The 19766-nt window shown below is 38.5% G+C and carries 13 protein-coding genes; 7 read left to right on the forward strand and 6 right to left on the reverse strand.

Going from position 1 to position 19766, the window contains the following annotated elements; genetic code table 11:
• Positions 1–41 precede the first annotated feature (41 nt).
• From CKW03_RS02330 to CKW03_RS02340, 3 genes are all read right to left on the reverse strand, one after another.
• Positions 42–1631 (reverse strand): SusD/RagB family nutrient-binding outer membrane lipoprotein, encoded by a 1590-nt coding sequence (locus tag CKW03_RS02330; RefSeq protein WP_093100610.1) that lies wholly within the window; start codon positions 1629–1631, stop codon positions 42–44.
• A 4-nt stretch (positions 1632–1635) separates the two neighbouring features.
• Entirely contained in the window at positions 1636–4908 is a 3273-nt protein-coding gene (locus CKW03_RS02335; protein WP_093100608.1) for a SusC/RagA family TonB-linked outer membrane protein, read from the reverse strand.
• Between the two features lie 61 nt (positions 4909–4969).
• Positions 4970–6151 carry an ROK family transcriptional regulator gene (locus CKW03_RS02340; protein WP_157739371.1) on the reverse strand — a complete coding sequence of 394 codons (1182 nt, stop codon included), beginning with the start codon at positions 6149–6151 and terminating at the stop codon, positions 4970–4972.
• A gap of 216 nt (positions 6152–6367) precedes the next feature.
• Between CKW03_RS02340 and CKW03_RS02345 the strand changes: the two genes are divergently transcribed.
• From CKW03_RS02345 to CKW03_RS02365, 5 genes are all read left to right on the forward strand, one after another.
• Positions 6368–7579 (forward strand): acyltransferase family protein, encoded by a 1212-nt coding sequence (locus CKW03_RS02345; RefSeq protein WP_093100605.1) that lies wholly within the window; start codon positions 6368–6370, stop codon positions 7577–7579.
• Positions 7580–7700: 121 nt separating this feature from the next.
• Positions 7701–7979 carry a 30S ribosomal protein S15 gene (gene rpsO, locus CKW03_RS02350; RefSeq protein ID WP_093100604.1) on the forward strand — a complete coding sequence of 93 codons (279 nt, stop codon included), beginning with the start codon at positions 7701–7703 and terminating at the stop codon, positions 7977–7979.
• Between the two features lie 224 nt (positions 7980–8203).
• Positions 8204–10366 (forward strand): polyribonucleotide nucleotidyltransferase, encoded by a 2163-nt coding sequence (gene pnp / locus CKW03_RS02355; RefSeq protein WP_093100700.1) that lies wholly within the window; start codon positions 8204–8206, stop codon positions 10364–10366.
• Positions 10367–10508: 142 nt separating this feature from the next.
• On the forward strand, positions 10509–12848 hold the full coding sequence (locus CKW03_RS02360) for a glycoside hydrolase family 95 protein (RefSeq protein ID WP_093100602.1): 2340 nt from the start codon (positions 10509–10511) through the stop codon (positions 12846–12848).
• A gap of 160 nt (positions 12849–13008) precedes the next feature.
• Positions 13009–13899, forward strand: a complete 891-nt coding sequence (locus CKW03_RS02365) for a collagen-like protein (RefSeq protein WP_093100601.1) — start codon at positions 13009–13011, stop codon at positions 13897–13899.
• Between the two features lie 45 nt (positions 13900–13944).
• Here CKW03_RS02365 and CKW03_RS02370 read toward each other — a convergent pair whose 3' ends face one another.
• The gene (locus CKW03_RS02370) at positions 13945–14271 is read right to left on the reverse strand and encodes a DUF493 domain-containing protein (RefSeq protein WP_093100599.1); all 327 of its coding nucleotides are present in this window, start codon (positions 14269–14271) and stop codon (positions 13945–13947) included.
• A gap of 81 nt (positions 14272–14352) precedes the next feature.
• Positions 14353–16617: a GH92 family glycosyl hydrolase gene (locus tag CKW03_RS02375; RefSeq protein WP_093100598.1), complete on the reverse strand. Its 2265-nt coding sequence runs from the start codon at positions 16615–16617 to the stop codon at positions 14353–14355.
• 158 nt (positions 16618–16775) lie between these two features.
• On the opposite strand from CKW03_RS02375, the gene CKW03_RS02380 reads away from it, so the two are divergent.
• The gene (locus CKW03_RS02380) at positions 16776–17810 is read left to right on the forward strand and encodes a LacI family DNA-binding transcriptional regulator (protein ID WP_093100596.1); all 1035 of its coding nucleotides are present in this window, start codon (positions 16776–16778) and stop codon (positions 17808–17810) included.
• Here the strand turns inward: CKW03_RS02380 and CKW03_RS02385 are convergent.
• The gene (locus CKW03_RS02385) at positions 17770–18234 is read right to left on the reverse strand and encodes a methionine-R-sulfoxide reductase (RefSeq protein WP_093100595.1); all 465 of its coding nucleotides are present in this window, start codon (positions 18232–18234) and stop codon (positions 17770–17772) included. The two genes, CKW03_RS02380 and CKW03_RS02385, sit on opposite strands and share 41 nt — an antisense overlap.
• A gap of 241 nt (positions 18235–18475) precedes the next feature.
• Here CKW03_RS02385 and CKW03_RS02390 point away from each other — a divergent pair, with 241 nt between their 5' ends.
• Entirely contained in the window at positions 18476–19762 is a 1287-nt protein-coding gene (locus CKW03_RS02390) for a cytochrome c3 family protein (RefSeq protein ID WP_093100593.1), read from the forward strand.
• The last annotated feature ends 4 nt before the right edge of the window (positions 19763–19766 follow it).

The raw sequence follows: 19766 nt of genomic DNA on the forward strand, positions 1-19766 counted from the left end.
GCCACGCGAAGTGGCTTTTCAAATAATAATTAGTTTGGGCATTAATTTACATCCCAGAATAATTTTGTATTTACGTTGTCTTGATCTTTGATCGCGTTGTAGTTTTCCTGGTTGTACGTGATTTCATCTTGAACCATGTTCCATTTTACAGGGACTGTTTTTTGGAAATCTGAAGTTTCAACACGGAAAGCAAAAGTTGGGTAGTTCAATCTTCTCACTTCCGACCAGTTTTCTACAGATTGGATGATGTTGAAGTGTAACCATTTTTGCATAGCGATCAATTGGAGGTTGTTAGTTCCCCATCCAATTTTGTTGATATAAGCTGTTGTTTGAGCAGCAGTTGGTTCGGTAGGTTTTGCTACCGTTGCATCATTACTGATGTTTCTCAAAGAAACCTGTAGTTCAATGGATTCTTTGATTGCTTTTTCAAAACTAGCTTTTGCTGCTGTCGCGTTTCCACTGTTCAATTGATTTTCAGCTTTCAAGAAATCAACTTCAGAAGCTGTGATCAAGATGCCAGGGAAGTTCTGGTTGCGCGAATAAGTAGATCTGTTATAGATAGCAATTTTACTCGGGTTTGCAGGTGTTCCAGCAATCTGAGAGGATTGAACAGCGCTAGTTAACGATTGATCTAGACCGATGAAGGCACCATTAGCACCAGCACCTGGTTCAAACATAAATGGAAGCCTTGGGTCGCTATTGTTTAACATGTGGTCAATCATAACTTTTCCAGCAATATTGTTGTTCCAGCTTTCAATTGCATCTCTAAATCCTCTAGAATTCACATCTCCAGCATTGTTGAAGATATCAATTTGGATATTGTCTGCATTTGATGCCAAGACAGGGAATTTTGTTGGATTGCCCAAGATTTCATTGATCTCTTGAGTAGCTCTAGCAGAAAACTGTGAAGCTTTTCCAACGCGAGTCAACATACGTAATCTTAAGGAGTTACAGTATTTTTTCCACAAGTCTACATTTCCTGAGTTTACTAAATCTTGAGTTTTGAAAGAATTAACTACGGCAGCTGGAATGGTAAAATTGCTCAACTCCGAACTGATAGATTTTAAATCATCTAACATAGCGGTGTAGATATCTGCAGCTTTGTCAAATTTTGAGTACGATTTGGTATAATCACCACCATTTGTACTTAACATACCAGCTTGAGACCAAGGAATATCACCATGTAAATCTACTTGTTGTTGCGTAAGATCATAGAAAAAGATCTTTGCAGTTAATAAGAAGATTTTCTTCATTGCCTTTTCATCGTCAGGGCTAGCATTATACACTTTTTCGAACTCTCTGAATTGTGCTAATCCTCTGTAGTATCTTTCCCAACGATCATTGATTGCTGCCATACCTGGCGTTAATTGATCGGTGGTGTTTGCCCAGCCAATCGTTTGTAAATAACGGTGAATGGTTGGGGAAAGGGTTACAAAGTAATTTCTATAGGTTGGAACGACTAGTTCGATATAGCCAAATTGTACACCTGTATATTGTTTTTCGATAGTTGAACTCGTTACTTTAGAAGGGTTCCGATATTCAGCATCAAAGGACTCTTTCTTACAAGAGGTTATCGTTGCTAGTGATGCAGCCATTAATCCCGCTATCACTAATAATTTGTTTGTTTTCATAATTTTAGAAGCTTGCACGTAACATGAAACCATAAGTTCTAGTTGCAGGAGAAGTACCCGCATTAGTAACGTTGTTTACCCAATAAGAACCACCTGTCATTTGCTCAGGATCTAAATCTTTCATTGATCTATAAATAAAGAATAGGTTTCTTGCAAATGCAGAGATCTGAAGGTTTTTAGCTCTTAAGCTTTTTGCTACAGAAGCAGGTAATCTATAACCTAATGAAAGTTCTCTTAATTTAATGTAATTGTTTTTCTGAACATACAAACCGTAGTTTGAGTTAGAGTATTGAGGGCCACCCCAGTTGTAGGTTTGCGCGTAATAGTATGCTTGAGAAATGATGTTGGTGTTTGGAGAACCGTCTGCTAAAACGCCATCCATTACCATACCGTCATGGAAAACTTTTTCACCAGCAGGGCCAGCATTTCCAGTAGTTGCAATTCCTTTACCATCTTTGATATAGTAGCTTAAACCACCGTGCTCAGCATCCATTGCTGTAAGGGTTTCTTCTAATAGACCACGAGATTTCATCCAGTTGATACCAGTTGGCATGGCATGTCCGCCCCAACGGAAGTCGATCAATGCATCTAAAGTGATGTTTTTGTAAGTAAAAGTATTGATGAAACCACCTGTTACTTTTGGCATCGCATTACCCGCTTTAACCCATTCATCTGGATCTAATTGGTAAAGACCATTATCATTTACAATCTTTTTGCCGCTTGCATCATATACATACGGGTGTACCATGATGTCACCCATGGATTGGCCAACGTTAGCTACTAATCTCGCTGCAGAACCATCGTAATCTGCTAACATTAATTGGGAAGCACCACCTGGAAGGGCTTCTACCTTATTGCGGTTGAATGCAAAGTTTAAGATCGAATTCCATTTGAAGTTATCATTTGAAATTGGAGCTCCGTTTAATGCAAATTCGTAACCTGTGTTTCTCAATGTACCTACGTTGGCTAGGATTGAGTTGGAACCTGTAGAATAAGGAAGAGTATAGTTTAAGATCTGGTCAACGATTTTACCGTTATAGTAGGTAAAGTCTAAACCTAATTTGTTATTGAACAATCTTGTTTCTAGACCAATTTCCAATTCGTGTTTGTTTTCAGGTTTAATTTTTTCATTACCGAAAGAAGAAGTCGGGATCTGGGTATACAATACTGATGCACCTGTACCTTGATTACCCAAAGTAGCTTGGGAATAACTTAAGGCACTTAAGTAGATGTCTGGATATTTACCCACGATACCGTATGAACCTCTTAATTTAGCATAATTGAAGAATTCTGGCATTTGGAAAGCTTCATTCAAGATAATACTGGTATTTACTGAAGGGTAGTATAATACGTTGTTATCAGGGTGCATTTGTGAAATTTGCTCTCTTCTTAATGTACCTTCAACAAACCAGAAGTCTTTAAAGTTAAAGTTGATGGTTCCGAATGTAGCGTCACGTAAGGAGTTCAATTTCGTAGAATTACCTCTTGAAAGGTTGTTGGACGCACTGATATCATACCAATTCCTTACTGATAAACCACCATCGGTATTTGCTGTTAAATTAGTCGTATTCAATTTAGTAGCAGTATAACCAAGCATTGCGCCTAATTTTACATCTTCGGTGATTTGTTTGCTGTATGAAGCCAATAAATCGGTGTAATAAATATTTGCAGTGGTGTTATTCGAAGCATAGTATCCAGACTGTCCAAAGGCAACTGGAATTTCGTTTGGTTGTTTATCATCTGTTTTTAAGTTCGTCATATCTGCAGAGAATCTACCGCGGATAGAGAAGTCTTGTGTAACTTGCCAAGTGTTGGTAAATGATCCGATAACCCTGTTAGAGTACTCATCATATTGTCTAGCTAAGTTATTCCACATGAAGTCTAAAACATCAGCTTTGTAGCCATTATGTCTTAGGTTTTCTTCAGGAGTCAAACTTTGGTTAGAACCCGTTACATATTTATAACCTAGGCTAGTACTGTATCTGTCCAAATACCACTCTGGATTATCAAAAGTTGAGATCATACCTGTAAAGTTGTTTACAAGACGGTCTGTCAAGAATGGTCTGTTATGGGTATGTTGGTTAACATAGTTTACTACGATATCTGTGGTTAATTTATCCCAGAATTTCATGGTTGAATTGATACTAGCGATGTTTTTCTTGTTGTAAGAAGAAAGGGCGGTCATTTCATTGTCTTGTCTAGTCAACGAGAACCTGGTGTTAGCTTTATCACTTGTATGCGATAGGGCTAAGTTGAAGATAGTATTATTCGGGTTGTTGAATAATTTACCATAAGCATTTTGCGCTACATAAGGTCTAACTTTACCGTCCCAAGAAACAACAGGTTGGCCGTCGAATTTTGGACCAAAGTTAATTGTTGCTCCTAAAAGACCTCTTTTTACTCCGTCAACTGCTAGATCATCACCATAGTAGAAGAACATGTCTTCTCCTTGGCCTGCATCAGCATATTGAGTAGTATAACCAGGACCTCTCACATCTTGAAAGCGAGGTAGGTAAGCGATTTGGTCATGGGTATAAGTTGCATTGAAGTCGATTGCAACACCTTCTCCACCTTTACCAGATTTAGTAGTTACCATGACTACCCCATTTAATGCTTCAGAACCATATAAAGCAGCTGCCGAAGCACCTTTTAGTACAGTGATGGATTCGATATCTTCAGGGTTTAAGTCTTCTAATCCGTTACCTCTTGCTCTTTGGTCACCCCAGTAGTTCGAGTTATTAAATGTGGTTGTTCTCATAGGAACACCATCAATAATAATTAAAGGTTGCGAGTTACCGGTGATCGAGTTGACACCACGGATATTGATATTAATACCAGAAGTAGCACCTCCTGGAGCGGCAGAAATACGAACACCTGGCGCTTTACCGTACAATGCACCTGCAAAGTTTGGCGAACCAGTTTTTGTTAATTCTTTTGCTTCAACGGTACTCATAGCATAACCTAATTCCTTAGGTGCTCTTTTGATACCCATTGCAGTTACCACTACCTCATCGATGTTACCAGCATCTTCCTGCATGGTTACATTTAAAGTAGAAGAAGTAACATTGACTTCTTGAGTTTGATAGCCTACACTGGTGAAGCGTAGTTTTTGGCCATTATTGGCTTCGATGGAGTAGTTACCTTCCATGTTGGATTGAGCTGCTTTGTTTGTTCCAACAACAGACACACTCACTCCTGGAAGACCTGCTCCATTAGGATCTGTTACTCTCCCCGTAACAGTTTGTTGTGCAAATAACGAAGATAAGCTGAAAAGCATAACTAAGGTTATACTGCAACATTTTGAGTAAAAATTGCTCATTTGTTGATGATTTAAGTAATTAGTCTATTAATTGTGTTTTATAGATGTTTTTGTCTGCGCTCAAGATGCAGATGCATGTTGAACCCAATAATTGTATGTTTTCTGTGTTAGAGAATTGAATTTTTGTGTTTTGTGATAATCTTTTGATACTAAACTCCAATACTGCGCTTTGAATTTTAGGCAACAGTACATCCTTTGCTTTTGCACCACGTCCAGAAATCAGCACCAATTCAGGGTTGATGATATGGATTAAGGTTGCTATGCCTTTTCCCAACATATAGCCAATTTTATTAACCGCTTCCATGGCGAGTTGATCACCTTGAATAGCCGCTGATAAGAGTTGGTCACCTGTCAGATATTTTTGTTGTTTGAAAATCGATTGTAGCGAGGACACCTCACCGGATTTTAGAGAGTTAGTTGCTGATTCTACGGCAGCCAAAAGAGAAGCATCAACTTCAAGGCAGCCTTTTTTACCACAAGAACAAAGTTTGTTGGAGTCAGAAAGAGGGATGTGACTGAACTCACCTGCAAATCCAGAATGGCCACGGTAGAGTTCGTTGTCTAGGATCATTCCTAGTCCAACCCCCCAATTGAGGTTGACCACCATGACATCTTGAATGGATTTGGCAGAGCCAAATTTATGTTCTGCAATTGCAATTGCGGAAGAGTCATTTTCCACAAAAGTCGGCAAGTTAAATTCTTTTTGAATGTTAGTTTTCAGGTCGTAGAATGGGGAATTGCTACTGTAAGAATTGTTTTTGCCTGTTTTGCTGTCAACAAATCCAGGAATGGTTACTCCTATTCCATAAATTTGATAAGCGTCGGTTTGTTGGATTGTTGTTTTAGTCAGTGCAATAATTTTTTCATAGGCATCGTCCTCTCTTAGGTCGATAACCTCGGTATTTATTGCGGTTTTATATTGGTTTTTAAAGTCAACAACGACTACTGAAGTATAAAATTGGTCAATAGCAATGGATAGAATTAATGGGAGATGTTTTTCGTTGGGTACAAATTGAGCAGCACGTCTACCGCCTGTGGAAGGAGCTAGGCCGTCTTGTTCGATCAGGTTTAGTTGCAATAATTTATTTACGGCATTGGTAATATTGGGCACACTCTTCCCAATCGATGTACTGAGTTCTGCAATCGATTGCGGATTGGAAAAATATAACCGCTTTAATATTGATAATTTAAGGCTATCCAAAGTTAAAATTGATTATTTAATACTTCTGTAAAATTAGGATAAAAATAAATTAACTAACAAATACTTTTTAAAAAAATTAATAAGTTTCTTCCGGTTCGTACGGGAAAAATGAAAAGTATGGCGATTTTATGCGTTTTTATGCCTGATTGGCTAATTAATAGATTTTGTGTTGCATTTTTATGAGCGTTTAATTGTAACTTCGGGAGAATATAAATTATGAAACAGCGCTATTATTCATTAGATGTCTTTAGGGGAGCTACAGTTGCCTTAATGATTTTGGTTAACAACCCGGGGACTTGGTCGCATATGTTTGCTCCATTGAAGCATGCCCCATGGCATGGTTGTACCCCTACTGATTTGGTTTTCCCTTTTTTCCTATTTGCAGTGGGAAATGCGATGTCATTTGTGATCCCGAGATTACAGGAGGCCGGTGATGCTATATTTTGGAAGAAGGTGATCAAACGTACGATATTGATCTTTTTGATAGGATTAGGATTGAATTGGTTTCCATTTGTCCATTGGTCTGATGGAGTGCTTCAATTCAGGGAGTGGGTAAATAGTAGTAATCCTGAACAGGGAGTTCGGATATTAGGAGTGTTGCAACGAATTGCCATTGCTTATTTCTTTGCCTCAATTTTGGCTTATTATTTTAAACCTAGGACCTTAATATATTTATCAGCAGCGATTCTATTAGGATATTGGGGATTATGCGCGTTTCTAGGGACAGGTGATCCTTATTCGTTAGAGGGTTGGTTTGGTACAGCGATCGACAAGCAAATTCTTGGAGTAGCACATATGTATAAAGGAGAAGGAGTTCCTTTTGATCCTGAAGGCTTAATGAGTGCAATGCCAGCTGTCGTTCAGGTGGTATTTGGTTATTTGGCTGGAGTGTTTATCAAAAAGCAGGGTCAAGTAGATTGGTTATGGACAAAGGTACCACAGAGCAATGAACCTCATTTTAAACTATTATCGGGAATGTTTGTGACGGGATTTATCTTATTGGTTATGGCATGGACCTGGTCGTTAGGATTTCCGATCAATAAAAAGATATGGACGAGTTCTTATGTACTATATACAACAGGTTTAGGGATATTGACGATTGGCACCATGATCTGGTATATTGAAGTGCAGGGAGTTAAGAATTGGTTGACCCGATTTTTTGATGTCTTTGGGAAAAATCCACTCTTTATCTTTGTTTTAAGTGGATTGTTACCGAAGACTTTGGGTTTAATCCGCATTCCAATGGGGGTGAACGACCTCGGTGAGACTACTTTTGGTAGCCCATTGACCTGGTTCTATAAAAATGTATGTGCGCAGATACCCGGGATTCCCGAAATTGGTTCCTTTGCCTATTCATTATGTTTTTTGGTTTTGATGTGGGCGATTTGTTACTGGTTAGATCAAAAGAAAATCTACATTAAAGTATAATTCTAAATTACTGAGCGATAGAAACATCAATAAAAGAACAATAAATTTTTTGTTTCAGAAAGAAGATGTTAACTTTGCACGCAATTAATAAAATTTTTAACGCTTTAATATTATTCACGAAATGTATTTAAGTAAAGAGTACAAAGCTGATATCTTCCAAGAATTTGCAGGAGCAGCTGAAAACACAGGTTCTGCAGAAGGACAAGTAGCTTTATTTACAAAAAGAATTGCTCACTTAACTGGGCATTTGAAATCAAACAGAAAAGATTTTAACACACAACGTTCCCTACAAAAATTAGTAGGTAAGCGTCGTTCATTATTAGCTTATTTGTACAAAAAGGATATCGAAAGATACCGTGCTATCATCAAAGCATTAGGCTTACGTGATATCATCAAATAAGCGATCTGTAAAGAGCTTTTAAGAGGGACCCTGATTATTCAGGGTCCCTTTTTTTATTTTGAATTAATAAAATTACACTTTGCTTATAATGAATAGGCTGAGATTCTAAAATTTTGGCCGTTGATGACTCGGCAATGAATTTTTAATTACCTTTGTGCGATTAAAAAGGTCAATATTAATTTGGTGCATGTAAAATGACGCAAATGCATCACAAAGAAAAAACAATGAGTTATAACGAAAAGAAAGTAACAATTGAGATGGGTGGCGGACTAGCTCCCATTGAATTGTCGACTGGTAAGTTAGCTAAACAGGCTGATGGATCAGTAGTTTTGAAACAAGGAGCAACGATGTTGCTAGCGACCGTGGTGTCGTCAAAAGAACCTAAAGCTGGTGCTGATTTTCTTCCATTATCAGTAGACTACCAAGAGAAATATGCGGCTACAGGTCGTATTCCAGGAGGATTTTTACGTCGTGAGGCAAGACTTTCAGATTATGAGGTTTTGATTTCACGTTTGATCGATAGGGCTTTACGTCCATTGTTCCCAGAAACTTACCATGCTGACACACAGGTTATGGTAAGCTTAATTTCTGCAGACAAAGAAATTATGCCAGATGCATTGGCAGGATTAGCAGCATCGGCAGCGATTGCTGTTTCTGATATTCCATTTAATGGACCTATTTCAGAAGTTCGTGTTGCGAAGATTGAAGGTGAGTTGGTGATCAACCCGACTGTTTCAGCTTTGGAGAAAGCATCTTTGGAATTTATCGTGGCGGGTTCTGCACAAGACATCGTGATGGTAGAAGGAGAAGCGAAAGAAATTTCGGAAACTGAAATGGTAGAAGCTATTGCTTTTGCACATGAAGCTATTAAGAAACAAGTTGCTGGACAGATTGAATTGGCAAATTTAGTAGGATCACAAGAAAAACGTGATTTCAACCATGAGCCTTCTAATCCAGAATTGAAAGATGCGATCTATGCAGCTACTTATGAGAAAGTTTATGAAGTTGCTAAATCAAAATCTAGCAAGCATGAACGTACAGAGAAGTTCGCAGAGATTGGTCAATCATTCTTTGAAACTATGGGTGATGAAATCGATGAGGATACAGAATTCTTGATGAAGAAGTATTACCACGATGTTCAATATGACGCAGTTCGTAATCTTGTATTAGATGAAGGAATTCGTTTAGATGGTCGTGATGTTCGTACTGTACGTCCTATTTGGACAGAGGTAGATTATTTGCCAGCTGCTCACGGATCAGCAGTATTTACACGTGGTGAAACACAATCATTGACTTCAGTGACTTTAGGTGCTAAAGATGATGAGCAAATGATCGATGGAGCATTCTTCCATGGGTATAACAAATTTATCTTACACTATAATTTCCCAGGATTTTCAACTGGCGAGGTAAGACCAAATAGAGGTCCAGGTCGTCGTGAAGTTGGACACGGAAACTTAGCAATGCGTTCATTGAAACAAGTTCTTCCAACAGAAGATAATCCTTATACCATCCGCGTTGTTTCTGATATCTTAGAATCAAACGGTTCTTCATCTATGGCAACTGTATGTGCCGGTACATTGGCACTAATGGATGCAGGTGTTAAGATTGCTGCTCCAGTTTCAGGAATTGCAATGGGATTGATCACTGATGAGAAAACAGGTAAATATGCAATCCTTTCGGATATCTTAGGTGATGAAGATCACTTAGGAGATATGGACTTCAAAGTTACTGGTACTGAAAAAGGTATTGTAGGATGTCAGATGGACCTTAAGATCAATGGTCTTAAATGGGAAGTGTTGACTCAGGCATTAGATCAAGCGAAAGAAGCCCGTCTACATATCTTGGGTGAAATGGCTAAGACTATTTCTGCTCCACGTGAAGACTACAAACCACACGCTCCACGTATCATCCAAATCTTAATCGATAAGGAATTTATTGGTGCTGTAATTGGACCAGGTGGTAAGATTATCCAAGAAATGCAACGTGAAACTGGCGCAACTATTTCAATTGAAGAGGTTGAGAATAAAGGTGTGGTTCAAATCTTTGCTGATAATAAAGAAGCTATTGATGCTGCATTGGCAAGAATCAAAGCGATTGTTGCAAAACCAGAAATTGGTGAGATCTATGAAGGTAAAGTGAAATCCATCATGCCATTTGGTGCATTCGTTGAAATCATGCCAGGTAAAGACGGTTTATTACATATTTCTGAAATTGACTGGAAACGTCTTGAAACAATGGACGGTGTATTCAAAGAAGGCGATATGGTGACTGTAAAACTTTTGGATGTGGACAAACAAGGAAAAATGAAGCTTTCTCGTAAAGTTTTGTTGCCTCGTCCTCCAAGAGAAGATAAGCCAAAACAAGAAAACAAGCCACAAGGCGAATAATATGGAGAAAGAGAGCGATGCGAGTTGCTCTCTTTCTTTTTTGACCTACAATCAGAGAATAAAAGACATTAGACTTGAAACTTTCAACAAGTCTAATGTCTTTTGTTTTTTAGTCTTATGTCAAAATTCGTAAATTAATGAAATGAAAAACCTACTAAACCTAATCCTTTTATTATTTCCTTGTTTTCTGATCGGGCAGGAGTCTGATCTAAAGTTATGGTATCAACAACCTGCTGCCAAGTGGACCGAAGCATTGCCGTTGGGGAATGGACGTCTTGGGGCGATGGTTCATGGTCGTTATGATCATGAGCTTTTCCAGATGAATGAGGAGAGTCTATGGGCCGGAAGCCAGATCAATAACAATAATCCTGAATCTGCCTCGCATTTGAAGGAAATACAAGATGCCATTTTCCGAAATCAATTTGAATTGGCTAAGGAATTGGCGACAAAATATATGGTTGGTACTCCTGCTAGGATCCGATCTTATCAACCTTTGGGGAATATAAGCGTAAATTACGATTGGGGAAGTAGTCAGGTGGAAGATTATTCAAGGGTACTCAATTTAAATGAAGGGGTCCATCAGACCTTATTCACAGTAAATTCCAATAAGATTATTCAAACTTCCTATATCCCTTCTGTTGGGGATGCTTTGTTTCTGAAATGGGAGTCAAGAGCAGCAATTTCATTTACAGTAAAGCTTGATAGAAGTCAAGATGTGAATGAATATGGGACATGGAAGGATGGAGCATATTATACTGGACAGATTCAAGATTCAGTTAAAAAGGATTCTGGACCCGCAGGATCGCATATGCAATTTGCTTCTGGGCTTATGGTCAAGAGTATCGAAGGGGAATATGAGGTGTTCAGTGATGATACTGGGTCAGGAATTCGATTTAAAGATGTGAAAAAGCTTGAATTGGTCTATACTGGAATAACGGATTATGAATTAGAGAAGCTTAATTTTTCTGGTAATAGAAATTTGGAGGCTGATGTAAAAAGTATATTGGGCTTAATTTTAGAAGATCAAGCTCAGGATTACTTACTCCGTCATGTTAATGATCATAGGTCGATGTTTGAAAGGATTAAAGTGTCAATAAATTCATCTGCTGAATCAAAGTTGCCTACAGACCAAAGGTTGAAAGCTTTTTCGGAAGGGCAGGAAGACTTTGGGCTGCCAGTGCTTTTTTATCAATATGGCAGATATCTTTTGATGTCTTCAAGTCGATCTCCAGGACGTTTGCCAGCGAATTTGCAAGGGATTTGGAATCAGGAATATGAGGCGCCTTGGAATTCCGATTTTCATACCAATATCAATCTGCAAATGAACTATTGGCCGGCAGAGTCTGGAGATTTAGGGGAAACAAGTGTGATATTGGCGAATTTCATGAAAGAATTAATGAAACCGGGAGAAAGGACGGCAAAGGAAATGTATGCTGCGCGAGGTTGGACGATCCACCACTTAACTGATCCATTTGGAAGAACAGGGGTGGCTGATGGCGTATGGGGAGTCTCGCCGATGGCTGGTCCATGGATGACATTCCCGGTTTATCGTCATTTTGCTTTCAGTCAAGATAGGACATACTTGAAGAATGTGGCTTATCCAATCCTTAAAGGGTCCTTATTGTGGGTGTTAGATTTCTTGATCAAGTCACCTGAGGGGTATTTAGTGACGAATCCTTCTCACTCTCCTGAAAATGAATTTAAAACCATGGTTGATGGCAAAGAAGTCAGGTCTCAGTTGTCTTATATGAGTACCATAGATATAGAAATCATTTTGGAGCTGTTTGATAATTTCGAAGAGGCTGCCACATTATTGAAGGAGGACAAAGAGCTGGTGGCACAGATTAAAGAAGTGAGGAAGCAATTGCCTCCAATCCGAGTTGGGAAAAATGGCGGAATCCAGGAATGGATCCATGATTATGATGAAGTGGAGCCTGGGCATAGGCATATGTCGCATTTGTTGGGTTTATATCCCGGGAATTCCATTAACCCTAATGACCCTAAATTATTTGAGGCTGCCAAGAAAACGATTGAAAACAGACTCGCCTCAGGAGGTGGGCATACCGGTTGGAGCAAAGCATGGATTGTGAATTTTTATGCTCGACTATATGATGGAGAGCAAGCAAATCAACACTTAAAGGAGTTGATCGGAAAAACTTGTTTGCCTAATTTGTTCAGTACGCATCCACCTTTCCAAATTGACGGGAATTTTGGTGGTGCGGCTGGCTTTGCTGAAATGTTAGTTCAATCCCAGCATGGGGAAATTCATCTTTTACCGGCAGTGCCCTTTTCTTGGAAATCTGGCTCGGTAGATGGGATAAAAACTTGGGGAGACAAAAAAGTAAGCTTTAAATGGGAAAATAATAGGATTGTTTCTTTAACAGTACAAGCAAAAGCTGCTGAGAAGATTAAAGTTCGTTTTGGGAAAGTGGTTAAGGAATTTAAAGTGAAGGAAGGGTTGAATACCTTGACTTTAAATTGATTTGATGATTTATGTTTAAACAGCTTATAATTTAATCCCTCATTAGAATAAATTGTTCACTCAATCTGCACTGGGGTTTACTCATTATTGATAATTTAAGTTTGCATTAACAAGTAGTTTAGGTCATCCAATAATATATGATGATTTTAAACAAAAGATTATGAAAACTAAATTTTTAATGATTTTACTGGCCTTCATTATTTTCGGGGCAGGTTCATGTAAGAAGGGTGATCAGGGCGAAATCGGTCCTGAAGGAGCAAAAGGAGATAAGGGCGACAAAGGTGTTACGGGAGCAAAAGGAGCTGATGGATCTATGATTTACAGTGGTACTGCAGTTCCAGCTACGAGTTTGGGTAAGAATGGCGATTTTTATTTTAGAACGACGACGGGCGACTTATATGGGCCTAAGGCTAGCTCAGGTTGGGGAAGTCCTACGAAGTTGAAAGGTGCTGATGGCAAGAACGGAACTAATGGAACTAATGGTAGCAACGGGAAAAATGGTTCTCAATTTCTTTCAGGTACTACAATTCCCGCGGTAACATTGGGTGCTGTAGGCGATTTTTATTTTAACACGGCTCAAATGGTTTTATATGGCCCAAAGACAAGTACTGGATGGGGAGTTGGAACAAATTTAAAAGCCAATGTTAAGATTATGTATTCAGGTTGGAGAAATGTGGTCCGCATGGTGGATACAGCATTTGACAATACAAGGGTTAGGGCTGCTCATATTTATGAACCACAATTAACCAAAGAGGTTTTAGCAAATTCTGCTATTTTGGTTTACTTGGATTATGGTCAAGGTGCTTACCCACTGCCATATACAAGTTATGCGATAAATAGGATGTCGACCATTACATTTCACCCCAAATTGAGGGAATTGGTAATTATGAGGATGGCTTATGATGGTGGGCCAACAATTTCCATGAGCAGCTACATACTATATCGATATGTTATTATTCCAGGTAATTTTTATATTGCGATGAAAAAAAGAGGGGTTGATTTGAAAGACCCTGTCGCTGTTGAAAGGGCTATCCAAGAGTTGAAAGAATAGAAAAAGGGTGTCAATTTGACACCCTTTTCTGTTTTAGTATTTTACTTATAACATCATTACACCAGGGATTTCCCCCACTTTTTTGTAATAGTTGATTACTTCGTCGGCATTGTTTACATAGTTTTCGATTGAAATCGAAGTGTATTTTCCTCCTGATGATTTTTTCTCAGAAAACTTAGCTGAGGCATGAGTGAACAATCCTTTAACCTTTTCAGCTTGATCAGAATCTGATTTTACGATGAATTTGAAAGTATAGATGGTCGGAAACTGTTCTACCTCAATCAATTTATCTTTAAAGTTTTTGTAAAAGTCCTGATTGTTGCTGTCGTCTTGTATGTCCTTGATGTTAATATTGTTGTTTAATTCTTCCATTTTTTTCTTCTCCTTTCCCTTAAGTATCAATAAGTGTACCCAAGGCCAATATATGACAAAACGTAATATTTTGGGTTTTGTTTAATTTTCCATTGAAGTAGGTAAAGATTTCTTTTGTGTTCCAAATTTTTGATTCGGGACATCGCTCATCTGGAATTCCAAAGTTCCGCCCTTTAACATGTTCTTATGGGTGATATAGGTGTTTTTGTATGGTTTTCCATTCAGAGTAATGGATTTGATGTAAATATTTTTTTTAGAGTTGTTTTTGGCAATAATGCTGAATATTTTGCCATTTGGCATAGTGATATCAGATTTGTCAAGTGCTGGACTACCGAATACATATTCTCCATTTACAGGAGAAGCAGGGTATAAGCCCATCATCGACCAAACCGCCCAAGCGCTCATTTGACCTGCATCTTCATTGCCTGCATATCCATCTGGTCTTTCATGGTACATGGAGTCAATGATTGCTCTCACTTTTTCTTGGGTCTTCCATGGTTTTCCTAGATATGAATACATATAAGCGATATGATGGCTCGGTTCGTTCCCATGAGCGTATTGACCGATAAAACCACTGGCATCAGGTGATTGGTTTTCTCCAGTCATGAAGGAAGGAGCGGTGAATAAAGTGTCTAACATTTTATCAAGGCCATCCTTTTTTGGGAATAATTTTGCCAATCCTCTTACATCATGAGGAACAAAGAAGGAGTGTTGCCATGCATTTCCTTCGATATATTGGCTTTTTGAGAATTCGTGTTCTGAATAGAAAGGGTCAAATGGTTCAACGAATTTGCCGTTTTTCAATTTAGCTCTCATAAAGCCAGAGTTAGGGTCGAAGAGGTGGATGTAATTCTTAGCACGTTTAGTATATTCCTCATACTCCTTTTTCTTTCCTAGTTTTTTGGCCACTAATGAAATGCAATAATCATCAAAGGCATACTCCAAAGTTGATGTCACTGATCCACCGTTTACATCTTGCGGAACATATCCATATTCAATATAATCTGGGACTTCTCTGATTTTTTGATTTGCACTTGCAAGCATTGCCTTAAATGCTTTTTCTTGATCAATGCCTGGGATATCTTTTAAGACCGCGTCGGCAAGTACAGGGACAGCATGATAACCAGTCATGGTATTGGTTTCGAAAGTGCTAAGGTCCCATACCGGAAGCAATCCATTTTCATCATAGAAAGCTAACATGCTGTTCATCATGTCTGTGTAACGTTCAGATTGCGTGATGGTCAGCAAGGGTTTTAATGCCCGGAAAGTATCCCAAAGAGAAAATAAAGTGTACCGTTGACCGGCATTGTTCATCTTATGGATTTCTCCTTTGTAATTCTTGTATTCGCCATCTTTATCAGAGTATAGGGTGGGCGACACAGCAGTGTGGTATAAAGCGGTATAAAAGATCTTTTTCAAGGTTTCATCAGTGGATTCTACCTTGATTTTCCCTAATTCTTTTTCCCATTGATTTTCGGCATTCGATTTCACTTGGTTAAAATTCCAATTTGGAATTTCATTTAATGCTTCAATTGCTTTTTCAGCTGAAGTAGTTGAAAGTGCAACCTTGAGGTCAACTTGTTCTGTCGGTTGGAAAATAAACTGTGCATTGACAGCGTTTATAGGACCTTGCCTTGAATTGTTGATTTGGGTAACTTGCTTTTCATTTGTCTTATTTCCATTCAATAGGTAGGAATTGAATGGTTTGTTGAAGCGGATTGCAAAATATATATGTTGTTGGTTTGCCCATCCATAAGAATATCTTTTTCCGATTGCTGTACTATCGTTTAAGATCTTGATCTCAGTTTCCATTGGTCTGTCCCAATTATAGGCATGGCCAAGGTCTAGTCTAATAGTTGGCTTGGCATTGTTGGGAAATGAATAATTATGGAGCCCAACGCGTTCGGTAGACGTTAGTTTGGCTTGGATCCCATTCTCTAATTTGACCTCATAATAGCCCGGGCTTGCTTTTTCATTATCGTGAGAGAATTTTACACGGGTGTCAAAGTCTTTTTGATTTATGGGTTGGATTAATGGCATAATTGCAATGTCAAGCCAATCTCCGATTCCAGTTCCGCTTAGGTGCATATGGCTGAATCCTGCAATTGAATCTGCGCTGATATGATAGCCACTCACCCAGTCCCAACCATTTTTTCCGTTATCAGGAGATAATTGGACCAATGAAAATGGAACTGTTGCTCCAGGATAAGTGTGTCCATGTCCACCAGTTCCGATGAAAGGGTCGACATATTTTGTATATTGCTGTGCAGAGGCTTGATTACTGCTTATCATTGCCAAACCAGCAGCTGCAAAAATAATTGCAAAAGATTTATAATGTAATTTCATAAATGTCGTTATAAATAGTGTACATGAACAAATGTACGTTTTTAAACCTAATAAACCCTTTTAGCCAAATTTTTAGCATAATCTTTAGCATAAATTTGCTAAAATTTAGCCGAGTTTATATATTTGATAGATTTTGAATTGCATTTTATTAACCTAACATGAGAAAACGAATATTAATTAGTGACATTGCAAAGAACCTCGGGGTATCCGTAACGACCGTATCATTTATTTTAAATGGGAAGGCTAAGGAAAAAAGGATCAGCGAAGGGTTGACCAAACGAGTGCTGGATTATGTAAAAAAAGTAGGATACAAACCAAACCAATTAGCACAGAGTTTAAGGACGGGTCAATCTAAGATTTTAGGTTTGATCGTTGAAGATATCTCCAATCCTTTCTTTTCTAATGTTGCAAAATATATTGAAAGGATTGCCTATGACAATGGTTATCATATTATTTACTGTAGTATGGATAATGATGAGACCAAAGCTAGGGAGTTGATCCAATTATTCTATGATAGACAGGTGGATGGATATATCATTACACCTCCTGAAGGCCTAGAGGATACTTTGTCTAATTTAATTAAGAATAATGTTCCATTGGTTCTTTTTGACCGATATATTCCGCAGTTGGAGACCCATTATGTTGTATTAGACAACTTTAATGGTGCATTTGAGGCAACTAAACACCTTTTGGAAAATCAAAATAACAGGAGAGTTGGGTTTGTTTCTTTATATTCAAATCAAACGCAGATGCGTGATCGACTTGACGGCTATATGAAGGCTATTGATGAATTCCAGCAACAGGCATTTATTAAAAAAGTAAAGATCGATGAAAATGAAGATTCTTCGATTGACCAAATTCACGAATTCATCAGTGCCAATAATCTGGATGCAGTATTATTTGCGACCAACTATTTGGCAATTGATGGTTTGAAGGCTGTTAAGAAATATAATATGAAGCTGCCTAATATGGTGGCATTTGATGATCATACCTTGTTTAAGCTATATGAGCCAGGGATTAGTGTGGTGACTCAGGATACCTCTGCAATAGCCAATGAATTGATTCATACCTTATTAAACGAGATCAAGGGAAAAAATAAGGAATTACAGAAGATTGTAATTCCTAGTGAATTGTTAGTTCGAGGTTCTTCCGTTATTTCTGAGGAGACGCTGGAACAAACTTCATTGAAATAGAATTGACACAGTGCCTTGTGTTTTTGGAGGTGAATCCTTCGCCTTCAAAAACATGGCCCAAGTGGGCACCACAAGCAGCACACAGAATCTCGGTCCTTCTGCCATCTGCATCAGTTTCTCTTTTTACAGCTCCAGGGATTTCATCATCGAAACTAGGCCAGCCACAATGGGACTCAAATTTGTCTTCCGAATGGTATAATGGAGCATCACATCGCTTACAAACATAAGTTCCCTTTTCTTTGTTATTTAGAAGTTGACCAGTAAATGGCCTTTCGGTTCCTTTATTAAGGATTACGTATTGTTCTTCGGGAGTTAATTCGTTGTATTTTTTGTTTTGGTCCATGGTTACAGTAGTATTGTTTGATTGCGAATGAGCACAACCAGATAAAACAATTAAAATTAATATGCAATATATTGCTTTCATAAGGAAGCTAATTTACTAAAAAAAGATTATTGAAATATCAATTGAATGTTAATTTGTACCGACATAGAGCTATATAAAGCAATCTATTTAGAATGATTATAAATTGATAAATTACGTCATCAAATTGTCAGGGATTGCTTAATAAGTTATACTTTTGTGCATTGTTTTGTACGGTATTGTGTACATGTACTGAAGAGTCAACAATTAATTATTACACATAAAATAGTATAAAGTGCTAAATATGAGAAATATCTCATCCGTTTTGGGAAGACTTGCGAAGTCAATATCAATCAGTTTGGTATTGTTATTTGCCGTTACTACTACCACGCAGGCGCAGGATGCTGCGAATGGTGCAGCGCTATTCAAGTCGAATGCGTGTAATTCATGTCACGCAGTAGGTAAGAAATTGACTGGTCCAGATTTGGCTGGCTTGTCAGAGCGTCGAGAAGAAGCATGGATTGTGAAATGGATCCACAACCCGCAAGGGATGATTGATTCAGGCGATCCACAAGCTCTTGAATTGAAATCTCAGTTTGCTACGACGATGGCTCCTTATGCTAACCTTTCAGAAGGTGATATTAAGGATATCCTTGCGTACTTGAAAGCAGAAGAGGTAAAGTTAGCTGAGAAAAAGGCTGCTGGTCCGGCTGCTGGAGGTGCGGGTGCTGCAAGTTCAGATGCGAACACCATGATGATTATCGGTTTGGTCGCTTTGTTTGTGGTTGCTGTAGCGGTGATTTTTGCCTTGAACAGGGTAACAAAAACTTTAGAACGCGTTATTGCTAACAATCAGGCGTCAATTGCTGAAGCTCAAGCGAAAAGCGAAGAAGAAGGAGAGAGCGGTTCTGTAAAATTTGCAAAAGCATTTTTAAAGAACAAGAAGTTAGTGTTCTTCGTAGTATTGATGGTAGTAGGTTTATTAGGCGTGGCAGGATGGAAGACCATGTGGAATGTTGGTGTTCACCAAGGGTACAAGCCTGTGCAGCCGATTAAATTCTCTCACCAAATTCACGCTGGTGTAAATCAGATCGAGTGTCAATACTGTCACGGTGGAGCATTTAAATCTAAAAACGCTTCAATTCCATCAGCAAACGTATGTATGAACTGTCACAATACAGTAACAGGTTCAGATCATTACGACGGTAACATTTCGCCAGAGATTGCGAAATTATATCGTGCGGTTGATTGGGATCCTGAAGCTAGAACTTATGGTACAAACACAAGACCTATCGAATGGGTTAGGATTCATAACTTACCAGACTTTGCTTATTTCAACCACTCACAACACGTTGTTGTCGCAGGAGTTGAGTGTCAAACTTGTCACGGTCCTATCCAAGATATGGAAGAAGTTTACCAATATTCACCACTGACCATGAAATGGTGTATTGACTGTCACAAAGAGACTTCTGTAAACACAGATAATGCTTACTATGATCAATTGATCGAGGCTCACGACAAGTTGAAGAAAGGTGAGAAAATGACAGCAGCTATGATCGGTGGATTAGAGTGTGGAAAGTGTCATTATTAATAAA

The sequence above is a fragment of the Sphingobacterium mizutaii genome (assembly GCF_900187125.1).
GTDB classification, from domain to species: domain Bacteria; phylum Bacteroidota; class Bacteroidia; order Sphingobacteriales; family Sphingobacteriaceae; genus Sphingobacterium; species Sphingobacterium mizutaii.